This is a genomic window from Mycobacterium stomatepiae, assembly GCF_010731715.1.
Classification (GTDB): Bacteria; Actinomycetota; Actinomycetes; order Mycobacteriales; family Mycobacteriaceae; genus Mycobacterium; species Mycobacterium stomatepiae.
On record NZ_AP022587.1, the window covers coordinates 4,064,139 to 4,082,314 of the forward strand.

General features: G+C 66.4%; 11 protein-coding genes and 4 pseudogenes. 4 read left to right on the forward strand and 11 right to left on the reverse strand.

Annotation, left to right across the window (positions count from 1 at the left end; genetic code table 11):
* Positions 1 to 62: 62 nt before the first annotated feature.
* The 4 genes and pseudogenes from espB to G6N54_RS19200 all read left to right on the forward strand — a co-directional run.
* A complete protein-coding gene (gene espB, locus G6N54_RS31160) occupies positions 63 to 1,520 on the forward strand; it encodes an EspB family ESX-1 secretion system-associated protein (protein WP_163791454.1) in 1,458 nt (485 codons plus the stop codon).
* A 163-nt stretch (positions 1,521 to 1,683) separates the two neighbouring features.
* Positions 1,684 to 2,730 (forward strand): hypothetical protein, encoded by a 1,047-nt coding sequence (locus G6N54_RS19190; protein WP_163791455.1) that lies wholly within the window; start codon positions 1,684 to 1,686, stop codon positions 2,728 to 2,730.
* Positions 2,731 to 2,803: 73 nt separating this feature from the next.
* Positions 2,804 to 3,598, forward strand: a complete 795-nt coding sequence (locus G6N54_RS29580) for a hypothetical protein (protein WP_170313064.1) — start codon at positions 2,804 to 2,806, stop codon at positions 3,596 to 3,598.
* Positions 3,562 to 3,759, forward strand: a pseudogene (locus G6N54_RS19200) (hypothetical protein); the annotation flags it as partial. The gene G6N54_RS29580 and the pseudogene G6N54_RS19200, both read left to right, overlap by 37 nt.
* A 62-nt stretch (positions 3,760 to 3,821) precedes the next feature.
* On the opposite strand, the gene G6N54_RS19205 reads toward G6N54_RS19200, so the two are convergent.
* The 11 genes and pseudogenes from G6N54_RS19205 to G6N54_RS19255 all read right to left on the reverse strand — a co-directional run bounded on the left by G6N54_RS19205 (position 3,822) and on the right by G6N54_RS19255 (position 18,170).
* On the reverse strand, positions 3,822 to 4,577 hold the full coding sequence (locus G6N54_RS19205) for a hypothetical protein (protein ID WP_163791457.1): 756 nt from the start codon (positions 4,575 to 4,577) through the stop codon (positions 3,822 to 3,824).
* Positions 4,578 to 4,684: 107 nt separating this feature from the next.
* A complete protein-coding gene (gene eccD / locus G6N54_RS19210) occupies positions 4,685 to 6,256 on the reverse strand; it encodes a type VII secretion integral membrane protein EccD (protein WP_163791458.1) in 1,572 nt (523 codons plus the stop codon).
* Positions 6,253 to 7,992, reverse strand: coding sequence for a MinD/ParA family ATP-binding protein (locus G6N54_RS19215; protein WP_163791459.1), 1,740 nt, complete (start codon positions 7,990 to 7,992; stop codon positions 6,253 to 6,255). Before G6N54_RS19215 ends, eccD begins: the two co-directional genes overlap by 4 nt.
* Positions 7,993 to 8,095: 103 nt before the next feature.
* Positions 8,096 to 8,389, reverse strand: coding sequence for a WXG100 family type VII secretion target (locus G6N54_RS19220; protein ID WP_163791460.1), 294 nt, complete (start codon positions 8,387 to 8,389; stop codon positions 8,096 to 8,098).
* A gap of 43 nt (positions 8,390 to 8,432) precedes the next feature.
* Positions 8,433 to 8,744: a WXG100 family type VII secretion target gene (locus tag G6N54_RS19225; protein WP_163791461.1), complete on the reverse strand. Its 312-nt coding sequence runs from the start codon at positions 8,742 to 8,744 to the stop codon at positions 8,433 to 8,435.
* An 88-nt stretch (positions 8,745 to 8,832) separates the two neighbouring features.
* A complete protein-coding gene (locus G6N54_RS19230) occupies positions 8,833 to 10,071 on the reverse strand; it encodes a PPE family protein (protein ID WP_163791462.1) in 1,239 nt (412 codons plus the stop codon).
* A 279-nt stretch (positions 10,072 to 10,350) separates the two neighbouring features.
* Positions 10,351 to 12,104, reverse strand: a pseudogene (eccCb, locus tag G6N54_RS19235) (type VII secretion protein EccCb).
* Positions 12,105 to 12,150: 46 nt separating this feature from the next.
* A pseudogene (gene eccCa / locus G6N54_RS19240) lies at positions 12,151 to 14,388 on the reverse strand (type VII secretion protein EccCa); the annotation flags it as partial.
* Positions 14,388 to 15,830 carry a type VII secretion protein EccB gene (gene eccB, locus G6N54_RS19245; protein WP_163791464.1) on the reverse strand — a complete coding sequence of 481 codons (1,443 nt, stop codon included), beginning with the start codon at positions 15,828 to 15,830 and terminating at the stop codon, positions 14,388 to 14,390. The gene eccB and the pseudogene eccCa, both read right to left, overlap by 1 nt.
* A 3-nt stretch (positions 15,831 to 15,833) precedes the next feature.
* Positions 15,834 to 17,565: pseudogene (gene eccA / locus G6N54_RS19250) on the reverse strand (type VII secretion AAA-ATPase EccA).
* Positions 17,562 to 18,170 (reverse strand): hypothetical protein, encoded by a 609-nt coding sequence (locus G6N54_RS19255; protein WP_232072892.1) that lies wholly within the window; start codon positions 18,168 to 18,170, stop codon positions 17,562 to 17,564. Before G6N54_RS19255 ends, eccA begins: the two are co-directional and overlap by 4 nt.
* Between the last annotated feature and the right edge of the window lie 6 nt (positions 18,171 to 18,176).

Below are 18,176 nucleotides of genomic sequence, written 5' to 3' on the forward strand. Positions count from 1 at the left end.
CAACAAGCTTGGGACGTGAATTTCCGAGCACAGTGGGTTGGGCACAAGGAGAATGAGCCGATATGACGCAGGCGGTCAATGTCGAATACCAAGAACTGATGGCGAGAGCCGACGAGATCGAGGCGCCGCTGCCCGCGCTGCCCCAGGGCAACCCCCAGGCGCCGTGCAACCTCTCGTTCGTCCGTGACTCGGCCGTGCAAATCGCGATCAACGCCGACTCGTTGCGGCTCTACATCCGTGCGTGCCAGCGGGAATGGAGTTCGCTGGCCAAGTCCCTGCGCAACGCTGCCAAGGCCTACGAGGAGGCCGACGAGGGCGCGGCCGAGGACCTGAACGCGATCAACGTGGACGGGACGTCGGGTGGCTCGTCGGCGAAGGTGTCCAGCAACGACAAGGTGTCGCTGATGTGCGACCCCGACTACATCCCGGCGCCGCCACCACCGTTCCAATACCCCTACTACGAGGTCAGACAGGCGGCGGCGGACATCGAATCGCCCGACCAGGGCAAGGCCTTCCGGGCATTCGCCAACGACTGGAACAGCTACCAGCTGAAGTTTCAGCAGCTCGCCTACCGGTTCCGTCCGTTCCTCAACTGGGAGGGTGACGCGAGAGCGTCCGTCGAGTCGAATTTCGTGCAACAGAAGCAGTGGATATTCGGCATGGTGGCCCAGTGCACCACGCTGGCCAAGCAGGCCCAAATGGTCGCTGACGCGCATAACAAGATCAAGCCATCCGGCAGTTACCCCGGCAATTCTGTGCAGTGGGGCCAGGATGGCGAGCACCCCGCGCCATATGAAGTGTCGCAATGTGACTATTGGTACAAGTGGTACGTCCAAAACAAAAGCCCGTACCTGTATATGGCCATGGACTGGTACAAGAACTTGCAGAAACGGTCGGAGACCGCGTTATCGACGTACGTTTCCACCGCCGGAATTCCGCTGGCGCCGGCCAACCCGACCGCTCCGTTCGGCGCGTTCGTCATCCCGGATCCCGCCGATGTTCCGGACGTTCCGGATATTCCGGACGTGTCCGTGCCCACCGATCCGTCGGCCAACATGCCGATGATGCCGACCATGCCGACGCTGCCGCCCGGGTTGGGCGGCACACCTCAAACACCGCCGACCCCGGACGCCCAGGCGCTGATGGACAAGGCGATGCAGAAACAAGGCCTGGCGAAGGGTGGCGCCGCAGGAATGAAGCCCGCGTCGGTCGGCGGGATGGGCGGAATGCCGAAGATGCCCCTGCAAGGCGCCACTGGCGACGGCGAAGCGTCGTCACGCCCGGCCGCGGCGGCGGCCCCGGGACCGGCCACCGCGGGCTTGGGCAAGGGAGTGCCCGGCGCCGGCGGAGCGGGCGGCGGGATGGGCGGGATGCCGATGGGCGGGCACGGCGATAAGGGCGGCGGTAAAGGCAAGCGCATCCCGGGGGCCGATGAGGACGCGCTCTACACCGAGGAGCGGGCGTGGACCGAAGGCGTCATCGGTAATCGTCCGCGCAAGGGCCCGGCCGAAAAGCAATGACTCGGCGCGACCGTTCGTCCGAGGTCAATGCGCCCATCTTGGCCGCCGGTGACCGCGAATTTTGCCGCAGTTAGCCTGTCCCGACCTCGATTACGCTTATTAACCATGATCTCCGGCAATCTGCTCGCCGCCGTCGTCCGCGCGATCGGCGTACCGATGCAGCATGTCCCGCGTTGCGAGAGGAGCAGCCGATGAGCAGGCCTGCTACGACCGGGCCCAGCAATACACGCAGGTGCTGCGGCAAGTCACGGATGTCTTGGAGGCGTGCCAGTCTCAGCGGTCCGAAATCTTCGACACGGGTATCTGGTCGGGCAGCGCCGCGGGTGCCGCTAACGCCGCGCTCGGGACGCTGATCGATGGATTGGTGACGCTGCAAAACGGTCTTGCCACCGTGATCACCTGGCATAAATACGTCGCCCGGACGATTGTGCAGGCCAAGTCGGACGTCATCGACAACGTTGTCGAGGCGCATCGGACGATCGCGTCGCTGGAGAACGACACCAGCCTCGACGACGCCGAGCGCACCCAACAGATCACCACCGTGGTGACCGCGACACACGGGGCTAACGTCGGCATCGTCGACGGCACGGCCGCGCAGATCTTGGTGAGTAAGTCGTGGAAACCGCCGGCCAACGCGCTGCAGGAGCTGCTCGACCAGAAGGCACCGCCCCCGGTCAAGATCCCGGACGGTCCGGTCGCGCCGCCATCCCCGAGGCCGACGCCCGTGCCCGTCAGCCCGGGCGGTGGAGGATTCAAGCCACCCGTCACCCCGGGCGGTGGCGGCCTCACACCTCCGACCCCGGGTGGCGGGCTCACGCCGGTGATTCCGCTCGATGGCGGCGGCCTGCAGCCGACTCCGCTGCGTCCGGCCCCCGCTCCCGCGGTGCCGGGTGGCGGATCGCCCGCGCCCCCTGGGCCCGGCCGCTCCGGCAGTGCCGCTGAGTCCGGCGGCCGGGCTGCCACAGCCGGGCGCGGGTCCCGCCGGCGGCCCCAAGGGCGTGACTCCCGCGGCCGCCACAGGGCCCGGGGTCATGCCGCCATCGGTGGCAGCCGGAGAGGAATCGGCGGCCGGGCATGCCGGGGGAGCCGGCGTGCCGGCGGGCCCGATGGGCGCCGGCGGATCCGGCGGCTCGAGTGGCGGCAGCGGCGGGCCGGGCGGAAGATCCCGTGTACCAGTCGGGGAGAAGTCCGGAGACAAATCCTCCGGTGAGCGACCGGCGTCCACCTCCCGGGCGACGAACAAGAGCAAGCCTCGCGCACCATCGATGCACCCAGGCGCCGAAGTGGCGGAAGCCGTCGTGTCGACGGCGGCGATGATCCCGGTGTCGGCCGCGCGGCTCGAACGCGACGCGCGTGCCGATGCCGCGAAGGCCGAGGCGGCGCGCCGCGCCGGGCCCGATGCGCTGCAATTGGCGCGCCGCATTGGCGCAGCGCTCAACGCACCGGACAGTGCCGGCGGCACCGACCTCGGGTTCTTCTGGGTGACCGGGGTGACCACCGAAGGCGCGATTGTGGTGGCCAACAGCTATGGGTTGGCCTACATTCCGGACGGCGTGGAGTTGCCGGAGAAGGTCTATTTGGCGAGTGCCGACGAGACGATCCCCCCCGGTGAGCGTGCGCGCTGGGCCACCTACCCGGTGATGGCGGTGCAGAGCTGGGCGGCCCATCACGAGATGGAGCTGCGCGCCGTCATCGGCACCGAGGCGCAGTTGGCGAATTCCGACGCCGGAGTGGCGACGATTGTTTTGCAACCGGACGACATCCCGGAGACCGGAGACATGATTGGTCGGCCCCGGCTGGCGGTCGTGGATTCCGAGGCCGCCCAACGACTGGCAGCAACGCCGAACACCCGCCTGGCCGATCTGCTGCCCCTCCACCGGAGGGCGCCGAGCCGGCACCGGAGCCGCAGCCCGAGCCCGCCGAAGTGGTGGATCCCGAAGGCGCGGCCGTCCTGTTACCGCCGGGCATGGGGTCGCCGCAAATGGCGCAGCTGCTCGCCCAGATGCCGCTTCCCGACGCCGATGCGCCGGCGGCCGCTGGACCGTCGGACGATCGGTTCATGCTGTGGTTCGAGGTGATGAAGCCGATGGCCAGCGAAGCGAGCGGTCGCCAGGCCGCGCACAGCACAATCGACCGGGCCGATCAGCGCAACGCGGTCGCCGACTGGATGTACTGGAGATACCTGGCGGAGCTGCTCAACGCTGCCCTGGCTGAAGCGCCCGTCTTAGCCCCGGCGTAGGTGCACTGGTTACGGTTAGGGCCGGGCAGCCAGCGTTACCAATGCCCAAGGGCGCCAGGTGTTTACAGCCCTATCTCTGACTGCGTCGTCTGTGGGCGGGTGCCGGCCGGTGGCTCGACGGGAGCGGTACCGGAGCCCGGTGTGCCGGACGCTGCGCCGTCCGTCGTCGTGGCGTCGACCAATCGGGATTCGGCGGCCGGTGCATCGTCCGGCTTGGTGGGGTCGTCCGGCTTGGTGGGGTCGTCCGTCTTGGTGTCGTCGGCGAGCTTCGCCGGCGCCGCGCCCGCGTTACCCATGCCGCTGCCGGCCTGCTGCGCGGTCGACATGATGGTCTGCAGGCCCTGGCTGAGCGGCTGCACCGCCTGCGACATCGCGGACAGTTGACCGAGGCTATTCGTCGGTACCGCCGGCTGCGGCGTCTTGCTATCCGGCTTCTTGCCGTCGTCGCCCTTCTTGTCGGTTGTCTGGGTACCGAGCAGGTTGGACTCCGCGCTTGCCGGGTGGTCGGTTCCACCGGCTTCGGAAGCGGCGAGGAACTCGACCTTGCTGACGTTCTCGCCGAGCCGCTGGTCGGTCTGGGCGTACATGTCGGCGGCGGTGACCATCTTCGATCCCGTATTGGTAAGGGCGGCTTGGGCTTCCGGCAGCCCCTTGACCACGGGCGATTCGATTATCGGCAATGTTTCGTTGATCGCCGCGGACACGGAATCCGCCCCGGGGAACGACATCGGCGGCGGAGCCGCGGGCAACTGCTGGTCGCGAACGGCTACTCCCGCGGCTTTGAGACGAGCGGGATCAACCACCAGTGATTCGGTCATCGTTGCGGTCCCTTTACGTGCGAGGTCATCAGCCAAATTTTACCGAAGGCGCCGCATGCCCAAGTGCAGCAATATTTCTCGGCACCCGACGGCGTTGCCCGTATTTCTCAGAATTGGATGTTGCGGACAGTGTCGTAGACGCCGGTTATCCAGAGCAGCAGGGGAAGGATCGCGGCGACCACCGCGCCGTCGAACAATTCCAAAGACCGCTTCATCACCGGCGTAATACGGCGAATCCCGGCCGCCGCGCCCACTACGGACAGTGCGACCACGGATGCCACCAACAGCACGACCACGAACCAGCGGGCGCTCTGCGGGTACCAGATGCTCAACCGGATGGTCACCCCGATCGGGATGGCAACGGTGGCCGCCAGCAACGACCAGGCGCACCAGGGCTGGGCGTAGAGACGCGACCTGAATGCGCACATCATCGTGACCAGACCGGCCACCACCAGGCTGTGCACGAAGAAGTGTCCCCGCACCAGGATCCCGATCACACCGGCTACCAGGACCAGGGTGCCGGCCGTGATGAAACCGGTGAGCAGCTCCTTGGCCACCTGGCTGCGTTCGTTGAGTCGTGCGGCGGAGTGGGGTACCGACGCGATGATGGCCTGCCAGGTCCGCGTCTCTTTGTCTTCGGGGGTCTCTTGGCCCGCAACGGGATCGAGCAATTCCTCGTGCTCGACGGTCTCGCCCGCAGCCGGGATGGGAGGCAGGGCGATTCGTGCGAAGACGACGGTCAACTTGGCCGCGTTCGTCACGGTGAACAAACCGAACACGATCGCCAGGGCCGGCACCCATTGCTGCCAGCCGTATCCGTACGCGAAGGCGGCGGCAGTGAGCGTGATCGACGTGATCGCGGCGAACGACGCAAGCTCGGTCCGGTGGCGGGGGCCGCCACGGGTGATCAATGTCAAGAACAGCACGGTCGCGGCGCCGGCGGCGAGCTGCGGTGGCCCAAACGAACTCGTCATTCCGCGTGGCCGCGGGATGGCCATCGCGACGGCCACCACGATCAACGGGAACGCCGTCGCCAGCAGGCTCTCCGACAGGTTCGGATTGCGGTAGAACCTGTTCGCGGCCCAGCTGCCGATCAGGACAATCAGTCCCGCGGTGCCCAACCCGATCGGCCACCACAGGTGGTGTCCGTTTGCCACCCACGCCACGGCCCCGATTCCGGTCATTGCCATCGTCACGACCGGAATTGCCACCCCGACAAAACGATTCAATGCCGCACGGTCGAACTCCGGTGATTCGTCAAGCACCGCGATCGCGTCGATCACGTCCTCGACGAGCGGGCGGTACCGCTCGGTGCGGCTCACCGACACCAGGGTCAGCAGCGACCCGTCGACGACGACCGCGTCATCCAGCGATTGGTCGGCTTGCAGCGGTGGGGCGCCTGGGCGGGCGAACGTCCACGCGCCCTGCGCGGCGAAGTCGAAACCGGCGAGAACGTCCGCCGGTGTTTCTCCGAGGATCTCGGCCAGCACCGCGACGGTGTCGTCGATATAGGTTTCTATCGGCGCCGCCGACGGCAGCACGACATCGGTCATCCGTCGGCCCGTGAGGATCGTTACCCGGGTGGTCGACGGCTTGGCGGGGGCGGCCGCGCCCGCGGCCGCCGGAGCGGCTGACGCTCCCGCACCGGCAGCAGAATCAGTGGCGGAGGGCGCGCTCAACGGCGTTCACTCCTGTCGAAATCGTCGGACAGTGCGGCGGCTAGTTCCAGGATCTTACGCTTGTAGGTTGGGTCGAGCAGGCTTAATTGGATCTCGTCGCCGGCCGCGATGTGCTTGTCCCAGGGCAGCACGACGACCCGGCCGCGCCGAACATACTGCTCGAATTGTCGCGACAGTTCGGCGACGGCGATGTTGGTATCTCCCGGTGACACATGGTTGATCACCACACACGCGCGGTTCAGCAGATCCTGGTGGCCGTGATTGCGTAACCAGTCGATCGCGACCGCGGCTTGCCGGGCGGCGTCGATCGACGCGCTGGTGACGATCACCGCGGCGGACGCCGTCGAGAGCACGCCCCGGGTCACCGGGTCGAATAGGCCTGCCCCGCAGTCGGCGAGGACGAGGTTGTAGAACTTCGACACCGCATCGGATGCGTAGTGCCAGTCAGCTTCGCTGAACGCGCGCCGCGCGGTGCTGTAGTCCTCGGCCGGGAGTATTTCCAGATTGACCGCATTCGCGCTGGTATGCGCGCGGACATCGTTGTAGTGGGTTAAGTCTTTGTCGGCCAACAGATCCGCGATGGTGGCACCGGATTGGCGCCCGGCACGGTCGGCGAGGTTTCCGCAACTCGCGTCGGCATCGAAAGCCAGAATGCGATCACGGCGCACCTGCGCGTACACCGAACCTAGGGCAACCGTCACCGTCGTCTTACCAACTCCGCCCTTCAGACCCAAAACCGCGATCTGATACGAACCCCGCGGACTGCGGCGGATCCGACTCCGTAGGTCCAGGTCGTATTTCTCGTCGCGCGACAGGCCGACATTGATGCGCGTCAGCTTGTGGATCCACCGCCGCCAACCCCGGCGCGCCACCATCCGGGTGGCCGACTTCTTCGCGGGCCTGACCCCGATATGGGACGTCGCGTCTGCGGTGGGCGGCGGGTTGCCGGGCGGGGGCGTGGGAGCGGAACCCCGTTGTGCCGCACCGCGTTGGGCATGGGCCGCTGGCCCGGGCGGGCGCGGGCGCGGCGGGCCGGGTTTGCCGCGGTGCTTGGCAGCATCGGGCGCAGGGCGGTGCGAAGGGTTGGCGGTGGGCGGCCGCGGCGTGCCGGCCGGATCGCGGGGCGCCTGGCGCGCGCGGCGCGGTGGTGGGGGAGGGGCTGCTGGCGGGCCGGGTTCGATCGGCGGCGGTTTAGGCCGCGGCGGCGGGTTGTTCCAGTCGACCGGCATCGGGGGCCGGGGTGGTTCGGGCCGGGCCGCTGCTGGCTCGGGTCGGGCCGGTGGTGATTGATCGTCCCAGTCGACGGGCATGCGCGGTGGCGGGGCGTGGCCATTGGGGACCGGTGTGCCCGCCGACACCGGCGCAACCCTCGTGTCGAAGCCCGAGTTCAGATCGAAATCCGGTCCTGGGTCCGGGATCTCGACTCCCTCGGGAGGCGCAAACAGCTCGTCGTAGCTGACCGGCATTGGGGGGCGTGGTGGGCCGGGCCGGGACGGCGCCGGCCGGGTTTCGTCGACCGGCATTGGGGGACAGTGGATTTCGGGCGGGGCTGGCGGTGGTTGCTCGTTCTGGTCGACGGGCATTGGGGGGTGGTGGGTTTCGGGCCCCGCCGGCATGGCCGCTGCGGGCGAATCGACGTCGAACCCGGCGTCGACATCAAAATCCGAATCCGCTGCCGTATCCGGGATTTCACCCCCCGGGGGCGGCTGAAAGAGCCGGTCGTAGTCGGCCCCCATGAGAACCTCTCAGATCCAACTATGACGCCGAAAACACGAGAGGAGGCGAGTTCTTCCGTCAGGTCGAACTCGCCCGATCCCGTGTTTCGGCGTTGTGTGCGTTCTAACCGCCGAACATGCCGCTGACGCCGTGCTCGGTGCTGGCCATCGCCGCACTGGCCTCGGTGATGGTGTGCGACAGCGACTGCAACGAGTTGTTGAGCTCATCCGACTTAGTCTGCCAGTCGTTCTGCACGGCCTGGTAGGCCTCCGAACCGCTACCGCCCCACGCCTCGGCGAGTTTGGCGAGAGACTGCTTGCCTTCGTCGAGAAGACCCTGAACGGTCTGCACCGACTGTGCGATGGAGCTGGCACCGGCCTCGATGCCGCTGAAATTCCATGACTGAGCTTCCGACATGATTTTTCTCCGTTTCTTTCTGACGCTGAGGGGTTAGGCGGGCTCAGAAGCCCATGTTGCCGGCGGTCGACTGCAGGTTGGAGGCCTGCTCTTCGTTCGCGCGCTGGTACTGGACGCCGGCGTGGCTGATCTTCTCGTGAATGTCGGTGAGCGCCTTGATCTGCGCGTTGCCGGCTTCCTGGAAGCGCTGCAGCGCGGACTGCGCGGCGGAACCGGCCTGGCCGGTCCAGTGGCTCGCCAATTCGCCGCCGGTGTGCTCTACGCCCTTGATGACGCCCTGAAGCTCGCCACCGATCCGGTCGAAGTTCCCGGCCTCGGCGCTGAGGGTACTGGCATCAGTTTTCATCTCTGCCATGTTGAACTACTTTCTCTGTGCTCTGTCCTCGCCAAGTGCTGGCAAGTCTTCCGGCCCGGGCGGCCGGGAAGTCTGTTGTGGTTGACGCTCACCAGTCGTCTCCGTCGTCGACGCCGTGTAGCTCGTCGTAATGAAGGTTGGTGCCTTCGTCCTCTTCGCGCGCGAGCGCGACCGGAGCTGCCAGACCCGGCTTGGCGGCCGCGCTGGATTGCGTCCCGGCGCCCGCACCGAGCGGCGCTGCGCCGGCTCCGGCCGACGAGCCAGCGCCGGCACCGGCGGGCGCGAGGGCAGCACCGCCGCCGGGCTTGTCGAGCAACTCGCTCATCATCGACGTACGCGGGCCGCTCAGACCGGAACCCGGAAGTGTCTCCGCGTGCATCAGTCCCATGCCGACGCTCGGGCCTGAGCCGCCTAGCAGCGGATGCGACGACAGGGGCGGTGCACCGATCAGGCCCAGCTGCGCGCCATCCTTACCGAGCCCGCCGCCCAGACTGCCGCCGCCCATCAGGCCGTCGCCCAGGGTCGAACCGCCCATGCCGCCCGACTGGCCGGCCATGGATGTCAGCTGCTGCAGCGGCTGCATGAGCTGCTGCATGGGTCCGCTCAGTTGCCCCAGGCCACCCATGAACTGCGAAACCTGGTCCATCCCAGAGGGTGTGGGGGCGAGGTCGTCCGCGTCGTCGGCCGCGCCGAGCAATGTCGTCGGCGCACTCGTGAGCCCGGGGCCGGATTCGGAGGCCACCTGGGACAGCATGCTCACCGCCCCGGCTGTCGCAGCCTCAGCAGCCGCGTCCATTCCGGGCGCGAGGATCGGAGTCATCTCGGGAAGTGGCTCGAAAACTGTGTTGGCCGCGGTTTCGGCGGCGTAGATGTCCATGGCGCCACCGGCCTGGTTCCACATCCGGACGAAGTAGTCCGTTTCGTTGAACCCGATCGGCATCGTGTTGATACCAAAGAAATTGGTGGCCATCAGAACCGAAGTGGTGATCCTGTTTGTCCCGATCTCCGCCAGCGACGGCGTCATTCCCAACGCCTTCATGTAAGCGGCGGCCTGGGCCCCGGCCTGCATGCCGCGCTTGCGTGCGGCCAGCGCGGCAGTCTGCAACCACGTCACCATCCGCGCGGATGCGGCCGTCGCGCGCTCGCTGCCGGTCCCGGTCCACGCTCCCGACAGAGCGGTCATGCTCGCGGCCAGCTCGGCGGCCTCGGTTTCGAGACTGGTGGCCAGCGTCTCCCACCCCGCGGCGGCCTGGAGCATCGGCGCAGGACCCGCGCCGGCCATCAGCCGCGCGGTGTTCAGCTCCGGTGGCATAGCGTGCCACAGCATGCTTTGTCTCCCTTGGTCGCGAGGTATGTAGTGCGTTAGCTCTTGCGGTCTGCTGTTAGGCAAAAATTTCGCACGCGAAGACAATGTCGGACGGGTTGCATTTTGCGCTACCCTTCTCGAATTGCACGTGAACGAATATCAAATTATGAGTGAACGCAAGCTATTCTGTTGCAGTGAAAATCTTAATCGCACAATGCGGTCCCCGGCTCGGTTTATCGCGTTTCCGTTCCGGCTCCCGTAATGGGCGTTGGGATAATCCTAACCGCCTGCTCCGGGTGGTCAGTGCACTTCTTCTGGAGGGTCGATGTAGGCGGCCTGAATGACGTCTTTGCCGTCCGGCGAGACGAGAATTCCCTGGCAGGGGGTCGGCACTTGACCTGAAACTCCCTCGAGGGGAAGTCGGTCTTGTCCCCGGAGAGCAGCAGGGTCGGAGATCCAGCACCGTAGGCGGCACCGACGAACTTGTCCATGGTCGACTTATACGCATGGCTCATTTGGCAGGTGACGATGATGTGCAATCCGATATCCGAAGCGGCCGGCAACAATGGGGCCAACGGCATCATTGGCGGCATCCCCCCGGAAGCGCCGACGATCATGTGCCAATCGTCGACCAAAAGCACTAAATCGAATCCCGTCCACCACGACCGCGCCCGTAACTGCGAGGCGGTTAGATCGGCCGGCGGCAGCCGCTTTTGCAGGTTCATCGCAAGCGCTTTGATCGACTCGTCCAGGGACTGGGCGTTGCGGTTGATCGCGCCCGCGGCGAGGAGATGACTCTCCGGGACCGCGTCCAGCAGTCCGGAGCGGTAGTCGGCCAACATGAAGCGCACTTGGTCGGGGCTGTTGCGGGCGCAGATCGCCCGGGCGATCGCGTGGGCAATCGTTGTTTTGCCCGACTTGGCCGCACCGAAAATCAGGATGTGGTTCGCCGCGTACAACTGGGCGTAGGCGGGCGTGAGATCCGTTTCGCGGATGCCGACCGGAATCGTCCAACGAGTGCGGTAGTCGGATTCCGGCCCGGGCGGGTTCGGGTCGAGTTCATACAGATGGATCCGCTCCGGCAGCACCCTGACCCGCGGTGCTTCGTCGGTGGTGTGGGACGCGATGTGGTTGACCGCGACCGTGATTGCCTCGACCTGGCCCTCGGTGCTGTGCACGCCGTCGAGCCGGGGTGCGCCCATCATCAGGTGGTGCTTCTCGACCGACATGCCGCGGCCCGGTCGGTTCGCCGGGATATCCCGGGTGGCTCGGTCCAGCTGGGTGTCGTTGACGTCACCGAGCCGGAACTCGATCTTGGTGCCGAGGTAGTCGCGGACCCGCGACTTGAGTTCCGTCCATCGCGGCGTGGTGATGATGGTGTGGATTCCGAACGACAGGCCCTGTGCCGCCAGCGTCTGGACGTGCGCTTCGAGGTCGGGAAATTCAGCGACGAATGCCGGCCAGCCGTCGATGACGAGAAAGACATCGCCGAACGGGTCGGCGGCAACGGGCTGGCTGGGATCCGCACGCAACTCCCGATACATGGCGATCGAGCCCACCCGGTGCTCCTTGAAGGTGGCTTCCCGTTGTCGCAGAACGGCTTGCACCTCCGCGATCACGCGCATCACCCGGTCCGGCTCTGACCGGGTGGCCACCCCGCCGACGTGCGGCAGACTGTCGAGGTACATCAACCCACCGCCACCGAGGTCGATGCAGTAGAACTGGACTTGCCGGGGCGTGTGGGTGACCGCGGCCGACAGCATCAGATTCTGCAGCAGCGCCGACTTGCCGGTCTGCGGCGCGCCGCCGATGCCGATGTTGCCGCCACCGCCGGAAACGTCGACGCCCCAAGGTTCTTGGAGGTGCCGACGCGGCTCGTCCATGATGCCCAGCGGAAAGTACAGCGGTTGCAGGTTGGCTCGCTGGACGAGTTCGTCGACCGGTGTCGGATTGACCAACGGCGGTAGCCACATCTTGTACGCATGCGACTCCACGGTGCTGAGTTGGTCCAGGATCACCTCGCTCAGCGGTTTGCCGTTCGACTCGACACTCACACCGGCACCCCCCGCGAGCGGGAGGCGCCGGTACCCCGTCTTCGAGATCGTCGAGTATCGGTGCCGCGGTGAACTGGCGGATCTGCACACCCCGGGGACCGGGGCGCGCGCCGTCCACGCTGTCGGCCTTGCCGTTGGTTTCGGTGTGCACCGGCGGAACATAGGTCGCGCCGGTGTACAGGGTGCTGAACTTGATGGGGTCCTCCATGCCGACCCGCAAGAACCCGACACCGCTTTCCTTGTTGGTGATGTACTGCGCCTCGGGCGTTCCGATCACCGACTTGGATTCGTGAGAACTGGTGGTGCGCAATGCGATCCGATAGGTGAGGTTGGGCTCCAGTTTGTCGATGCGCGCGCCGCCGGTCTGCAGCGACTGGGTGGCCAGCAGCAGGTGTACGCGCAGCGAACGCCCCACACGGCAGATCCGGTCGAACAGCCCGACGAAGTCCGGGTGACTTTGCAGCAGCTCGGCGAACTCGTCGACGACGACGAAAAGCGTTGGCAGCGGCTTGAGATCGGCGCCGCGCTCTCGATATTTCTCGTACTCGGCCACGCCGGATAGCGCTCCGGTTGCACCGACCTGAAGCCCGGCCTGGCGCAACAGATTCTGCCGGCGGTCGAGTTCGCCGGTCAGCACCTCACCCATCCGGCCGACGAGCTCGGCTTCCTCGGCCATGTTGGTGATGACCGCGGCGGTATGCGGGAGATTCTCCATTCCCAGGAATGTCGAACCACCTTTGAAGTCGGTAAGCAGGAGGTTCACCTGATCCGGATGGTGCAAGGCCACCAGCGACAAGATCAGGGTGCGCAGGAATTCGGACTTCCCCGAACCGGTGGTTCCGATCAGCATTCCGTGCGGCCCACCGCCGAATTCAGCACCCTCCTTGATGTCGAGGGTCATGATCTCGCCGGTCTTGAGTTGGTGACCGAACGGGATCTTGAGGCGATCAGGGTCTTTGTCGGCGAACATCTTCCACCGCGACGGTGTGATGTCTTCGACGCTCTTGGCGCCGACCAGCTGATAAAACTCGGTCGCCACCTTCTTCTTGGGGCCGCCCGTGCTGGCCTTCTTGTCGACGATGGTGCCGGTGATCGACCACCCGGCCAGCTTTCTCGCGACGCGCGTCGCCTGCTGGGCCGTCATGTGGTCGGTGCTCGCCGTCACCTGCCGGAACTGTTGGCCGGGCAGCCGGTCGTCGGCCGTTCCGTCCTCGGCGACCCGGATCCGGTAGTTCGAGCCGCGGTGGTTGCCGAGTGTGAACACCGTGACTCCGGCCCTGCCGTCGGGCGGGACCCCGGCCTTGCCGCCGGTGAGATCCACGACGACGACGTAGGGCCCACCTGGCGTCGAATCCGGTGAATGCGGACCGCGCGCGGCGAGATCGGACAGGCTTTCGGGTTGTGCGGAGATCATCCGGACCGGACCGGCCGCATCGATGTCGGTCGGATGCTGCACGTGCGGAAGCCATTTCAGCCAGGACCACTGCGGATCGTCCGGGGTTTCGGTGAGCACTCGGATCGCCAGCAGGTCCGGCGGATGGAAGACCGCCAGGTGGCAAATCATCGCCGTCAACAGTCCGGCCGCCTCCGCCGGGTCGCCGCCGATGGCGATCGTCGGAAATGTCCTCAACTGCAGCAGCTTTGGGCAATCGTGGATCAGGCCATGGGTGCGCAAGAACTTGACCGCCCACATGTTGGCGACCGGCTCCAGATATGGCTGAGGTGCCGCGGTCGGACCCGCGAGCTCGCCGCCGACCGACGGCTTCATGAGCCGGTCGACCGCCGGCTGGTCACCGATCCCGATGCGGGTGGCGGCGTAGAAGTCGGCACTGGCCGGGCGCGACCACTGCCGGGGCGTGCCGATGATCAACAGCAGATCGTCGGGGTGGGGTGCGTGATAGCTGAAGAAGGCAACCTGCGCGGTGGCTGACGATGTGACCCGGGGGCGAAGTCCGGCCAGATACCGCAGGTACTCCTTGCGGTCGGCGTTGATCTCGGGCACTTTCTTGCCGCCGCCGCCACCACTGGCACCCACCATGCTCAACGACATCGTGATCATCATCAGCGGCGTCATCATCATGTACGGTGACAGCGCCTTGGTGCCGGTGAACACCATGATGCCGATCATCCCGAGCATGCACACACCCATGACGTAGGGCATCACCCGCTGGACGAAGCTGGGCGGGGCATCGACACCGAGGTCCTCGGGCGGTACGACGGCGATCTCGCCCGGCGTCAGCCGCGGGCCGCGGGTGACCGATGGGGTGAACTTTCTCGTCGACATCAGCCGGCTCCGGGCGCTGCAGGCAGCTTTCGCGGACTCGGGTCGGCGGGCAGGGTGTCGTGCTCCAGCAGGGCGGCTTCTTTCGACAGCACCGGTCCGTCGACCAGTAACCGAACGATCTCCCACGGCGCGGGTTTCGGCGACTGCAGGCCCAGCGACGCGGCGGCCTTCGGGTCGGATATCCCGTACCGCACGCCCTGCGGGTCGACGTAGTACAGCGATTCGCTATACCGGGGATCCGGGGACTGCAACTGCAGATACCTTCCACCGTCGATGTAAACCGTTGCCGGGCCTTGGATCTGCTTTATGCCCTGGCCCATCATCGATGTCGGGATCGGCAAATGCCGACCGGTCACCACCGCGGTCCTCGGCGTCTGCTCGCCGGGCCGGCGTTCCCACGTCCAGCACAACACCGGTTCGTTCGGCCGGTTCACGATCTTGATCGATTGGTCGGGCAGGGGCGAGTTGTACACGCGTTCGGGGATTCTGACGACCAGGCTCGATACCACGGACGGCGGCTCGACCAGCCCGTGTGACTGGACCGCCCGCAGCGCCACCGCGGTATTGGCGTTGATCGGTGCGACGCCGTCGGGCAGCACCACAAAGTATTGCGGCCCCGATTGCGCGTGGATCTGGAATACCGACCCGATCACCAGAAAGTCAGGTAGCCCAAGGGTATTGGGAGCGCCGTCGTCCGGGATCGGACTCAGCTGCCAGGACCCGCCGTCGGGCAGTGCGTTGAACACGGCGGTGGACAACGGGCTCGGTTTGGCGTTCACGGGTATGCCCACCGCCGAGGTGAGGGTTCGGTCGGCCAGATCGGTGGCGTGCCGGCCGGTCGACGTGATGATCCAGTCTTTGCCTTGGTAGTAGGCCAGCAGTGCCTCGTTGGGTTGCAGCGCGTCCACCGAGGAGTCCAGCGTCAGCGGCATCGCGATCACCGACGTCTGCACGGTGGGATTGATGGTCTCGGCTTTGGCGACGGTGTCGCACAGCGCCCAGACCGACGCCGGGTCCGACGAGACCGGCGTGGCGTAAGGCGCGCCCGGGATGCCGACCGTCTGGCCCCGCGGGAATTTGCCTAGCTCAGCCGATTTCACGACGGTGGGCTCGGCGGGATTGCCCAGCATCAGCCGCGCCGAGGTCAGGTTGTGCACGGGGTGCAACTGCCCAGACACCATCAGGTACAACTGGTTGGTCGAACGGTCGACGAACAAGTTACCGCCGGCGAGTTTGCCCTGCGGCTTGAAGTACGCCATCGCCAGGGCGCCCACCAGGATCATCACCGAGATGACGATGCCCAGCGCGGCCGACCGCCCGTAGAAGGACATCGGATCGTCGAACATTCGGGTGTCCCGGCGAACGATGGCATGCTCCAACCGCCGGAGCAGAAAGCGCCAGCCACTCACCTGGACCTTGGTGGTAAGCCGAATGCCCGCCATGCGCTACTCGGTAATGGCCAGCCGTGCGTGCACCGAGGCCACCGCTTCGGCCATGTCTTCGCCGTTGATCTCGCGCAAGAAATCGGCGTCGAGCTCCTCGAAGTCGGGTGCTTGAGTCAGGCGCATATCGCGGTATTGTTCGGCGGCCTCGACCATTTGCCGCGCGTAGCGCCCGTTGCCCGCGACGTCGATGCCGGCCTTGCCGCGCACGGTCCGCTGGGCTGAGCAGTTTCGCCGCCTCCAGCATGTTCTCGGCCGCCTCCACGCTCAGCACCGAGTCGTTGTTCTTAGCGATGACTTTTGCGATTTCGAGAATCTCCTCGGGTGAGTAGGAGTCGAATTCGATACGGGTGGCGAACCGTGACCGCAGTCCTTCGTTGGTCTCCAGCAGTCTATCGATGTCGTTGCTGTAGCCGGCGATGATCACCACGAGACGGTCGCGGTCGTTTTCCATCCGCGCCAGCAGCGTGTCGAGCGCCTCTTGCCCGAACGGGTCGGATCGCCCCTCTCGTTCCTGAACGAGCGTGTACGCCTCGTCGATGAACAGCACACCGCCCAGGGCGCGGTCGATCGTCTTCGCGGACTTGACCGCAGACTGCCCTTCGTATTCGGCGACGAAATCTTTACGCGCCGTCTCAATGAGTTTCGGTTCCTGGATGACGCCCAAGCCCGCCAGAATGTTGGCCACCACGCGGGCGATCGTCGTCTTGCCGGTGCCCGGCGGTCCGGTGAAGATCATGTGCTTGCTCGCCTGCGCGACCTTCATGCCGCGGGCGGCACGAACCCTCGCCATCTGGGTCGCGGCGCGGTATCGCTCGACCTGATCCTTGACCCGGGTGAGACCGATCTGGCGGCGCAGCTCGGTCTCCGCCTCGGCGAGCAGCTTTTCCCGCCCCGAGGTGTCGGCCACGACACTGCCCGCATCCCAGGGGTCGGTTCGCGCGGCGATCTGCTCGGAGCTGGTCGTCGCCAGACGATAGGACGGATCCTTCAGCGCCGCAGTCACTTTGGGACTGGGGTGGGTAGTCTGCAGCCACTCCAGCAGGGCCACGGCCGCTTCTTCGTTCCCTTGGCTGCGGCGGGTCATGGCCAAAAACCAGGCAATGGCCTGCGCACACGCTTCACCCGCGGGTGAGGAGTTCGCCTCGGTCAGGCGGCGCTCGGCTTCAGTGAACAAACCGAGGTTGGCCGCAGCGACCCCGTGTGCGACGCCCGCGGCCGCGGCCAGGAACGCGTCCGGCCATTTGCCGGCCGCCCGGACTTCGTCGGTGACCTCGGTCCATCGCTGCCCTTCCCCGTAGACCACCGCCTTGGTCCACGACAACAGGTGCTCGGTACCGGCGCTGGGGCTGGCTGCCAGGCCGTCAATGGCTTCCATGGCATCGGCGTAGTTGCCCTGCGACGCCTCATTGACCGCGAAACCGATGGTGATCGCCAACGGCGAATTGACCGGATAGGTGATGTCGCCGTAAAGGCCGCCGATTGGAACCCGGGCGGCCAGCGCGGTCATCGAGATTTGAGCCTGCCCGGACAGATGCCCGAAATGCTTGCGCGAGTACCAGGCTCGGAACAGGGTCACCCGATCGTTGTCGCCGCACCGGATGCGGCCGACCCATGCGTCGCATGCGGTCTCGTCGTAGTTCGTGATCTCGGTGAACAGGTCCAGCGCCCGTGACTCCGAGACCGGCAGCATGCCGACCGCACTTTCGAACAGGCCGGCCAGATGATCGCTCATTTATCGGCGGTGTAGCGCGTGGCGAACACCTCGGCCTGTGCCGTCTCGGCCTGTTCCTCCGTCGGCAACCGCATGCCGGTCTCCACGAAGTCACGCAGCAGCTGGCTGCTGTCCAGGCCCATGTCGTCGAGTTGTTGCAGCCCGGCGTTATCGGCGGCACTGTCCATGACGTAGGTGCGCTGCCCGGCCAGCCCTTTTTGCCGGGCCAGCTCGGCCAGGACGATGATCTCGTCCGCAAGTTCGGCCTCGGTCAGGTTGGTCGCGGTCGGCGACAGCGTCACCCGTTGGGTGCGGCCGTCGATGAGCGCCGACACCGAGACCGTCTCGGGCGGGTTGGCCACGGTGAACTGCTGGACGTCGTCCTCGTCGTCTTCGTCCTCGGCGCGCTCGGTGGTAGCGGCGATGGCGTGCAGCCCGGTGTCGACCTCTTCGTCCTCGGCGGGCGCGTAGGCGTCCAGCGCGTCGACGTGCGACTCCTCGTCGGTGTCGGAGGCGGCGGAGAAGTCGAGCGCGTCCGCGTGTTCCTGACCATCGTCGTCGGATCCGGACTGGTAGGAGGAGAAGTCCAACGCGGAGAGATCGTCGTGTTCATCATGCTGGGACATGGGATC

What these genes read in the sequence shown, in the direction of transcription:
- espB (WP_163791454.1), top strand. Translation starts at nt 63, where the DNA reads ATGACGCAGGCGGTCAATGTCGAATACCAAGAACTGATGGCGAGAGCC.
- G6N54_RS19190 (WP_163791455.1), top strand. Translation starts at nt 1,684, where the DNA reads ATGTCCCGCGTTGCGAGAGGAGCAGCCGATGAGCAGGCCTGCTACGAC.
- G6N54_RS19205 (WP_163791457.1), bottom strand. Translation starts at nt 4,577, where the DNA reads ATGACCGAATCACTGGTGGTTGATCCCGCTCGTCTCAAAGCCGCGGGA.
- G6N54_RS19215 (WP_163791459.1), bottom strand. Translation starts at nt 7,992, where the DNA reads ATGGGGGCCGACTACGACCGGCTCTTTCAGCCGCCCCCGGGGGGTGAA.
- G6N54_RS19220 (WP_163791460.1), bottom strand. Translation starts at nt 8,389, where the DNA reads ATGTCGGAAGCTCAGTCATGGAATTTCAGCGGCATCGAGGCCGGTGCC.
- G6N54_RS19225 (WP_163791461.1), bottom strand. Translation starts at nt 8,744, where the DNA reads ATGGCAGAGATGAAAACTGATGCCAGTACCCTCAGCGCCGAGGCCGGG.
- G6N54_RS19230 (WP_163791462.1), bottom strand. Translation starts at nt 10,071, where the DNA reads ATGCTGTGGCACGCTATGCCACCGGAGCTGAACACCGCGCGGCTGATG.
- eccB (WP_163791464.1), bottom strand. Translation starts at nt 15,830, where the DNA reads ATGGCGGGCATTCGGCTTACCACCAAGGTCCAGGTGAGTGGCTGGCGC.
- G6N54_RS19255 (WP_232072892.1), bottom strand. Translation starts at nt 18,170, where the DNA reads ATGTCCCAGCATGATGAACACGACGATCTCTCCGCGTTGGACTTCTCC.